The 1,491-nt window shown below is 71.1% G+C and carries 1 protein-coding gene; it reads left to right on the top strand.

The annotated features are described in order from the left end of the window. Positions 1-1,359: SulP family inorganic anion transporter (locus tag FVW27_RS15375; RefSeq protein WP_167126757.1), on the top strand; the 1,359-nt coding region annotated here is incomplete at its 5' end. Between the last annotated feature and the right edge of the window lie 132 nt (positions 1,360-1,491).

Below are 1,491 nucleotides of genomic sequence, written 5' to 3'. Positions count from 1 at the left end.
GCCATGGCCGTGGCGCTGGGCATCGCGCGGGTGCACCGCCGCCTGCCCGCCGCGTGCCTGGCCGTGGCAGCATCGGGCGCGGCGGCGTGGGCGCTGGACCTTGGCGCGCACGGGGTGAAGGTGGTGGGGGCCATCCCCGCCGGGTTGCCGCCCTTTTCGCTGCCGCCCGCGCCCGACGCGCAGGTGATGCGCAGCCTGTTCATGCCCGCCCTGGCCATTGCCCTGCTGGGCGTGGTGGAGGCGCTGTCCATCGCCAAGACCCTGGCGGGCGCCCGGGGCGAACAGGTGGACGGCAGCCGCGAATTCGTGGCCCAGGGGCTGGCCAACATATCCGCCGGGTTCTTTTCGGGCATACCGGGCAGCGGTTCGTTCACCCGCAGCGCCGTCAATTTCGTGGCCGGGGCGCGCACCCGCTTCGCCGGGGCGCTTTCCGGCGTGATCACCCTGCTGGCGGTGCTGCTGCTGGCCCCGCTGGCCGCGTACATTCCCATTGCCGCACTGGCGGGCATCCTGATGATCATCGCCTGGGGCATGATCGACAAGCACGGCATTGCCCTGGCGCTGAAAGCCACCCGGGCCGACCGCACCGTGCTGCTGACCACCTTTGCCGCCACCCTGCTGCTGGACCTGGAAAAGGCCGTGTTCGTGGGGGTGCTGCTTTCGCTGGTGCTGTTCCTGCGCAAGGTGTCACACCCGCTGGTGACGCGCATGGACACCTGCGACAGCCCGGAATTGCAGGGGCTGCCCGCCGGACCGTGCTGCCCCAACCTGGCCGTGTATTCCATTGAAGGCACGCTGTTCTTCGGGGCCGTGGACGAGCTGGAGCAGCGGCTGTACGAGTACGAGGACTTCGGCCACCGCGCGGTGATCCTGCACCTGCGCCAGGTGCACTGGGTGGACGCCACCGGGGTGCACGCCTTCCAGCAGTTTCTGCGCAAGTGCCAGCGGCGCGGGGTGGCCCTGGTGCTGAGCGGGGTGAAGCCCGCCGTGCGCACGGTGTTCGAGCGGTCCGGGCTGGTGCCGCAACTGGGCGCGGACAACATGGCGGAAACCCTGACCGACGCGCTGGCCCTGTGTTACCGCCGCTACCTGAAAGGCGCGGTGTGCGACGCCTGCAAGCAGTCCAACGAAGGGCGCTGCCGCCGCGAACATCACCACGCCGGGGGCAGTGGCAACACCGATGCGGCACGTGACATGGGCGAGGGCACGGAGGGCGCGGCGGTGCCCGCAGTCATGTCGGGCACTGACGCCATGGCGGGTGCCTATACGGAGGCAGTCCGCCCCGACGCGGACACCCGGACCGATGAAGAGGCTCGGGTTCGTGGTGATGCCCGGACAGGGAGAGGCGCCCAGACATGAGCGAGCGCATCCGCCACGCTTCCGGCACTGCGTCCGCAGGACTGTCCGGCGGCCCGGGTGACCGGCAGGGCACCTGGCACGACCCGGAACGCGCGGCGCGCTTCCGGCGTGCGCACCGCCCCGGCGACACGG

It is taken from the genome of Nitratidesulfovibrio liaohensis, assembly GCF_011682075.1.
Classification (GTDB): domain Bacteria; phylum Desulfobacterota; class Desulfovibrionia; order Desulfovibrionales; family Desulfovibrionaceae; genus Cupidesulfovibrio; species Cupidesulfovibrio liaohensis.
Note: the sequence above shows the minus strand (reverse complement) of the source record. Positions and strands in the feature narration are given on the sequence as shown.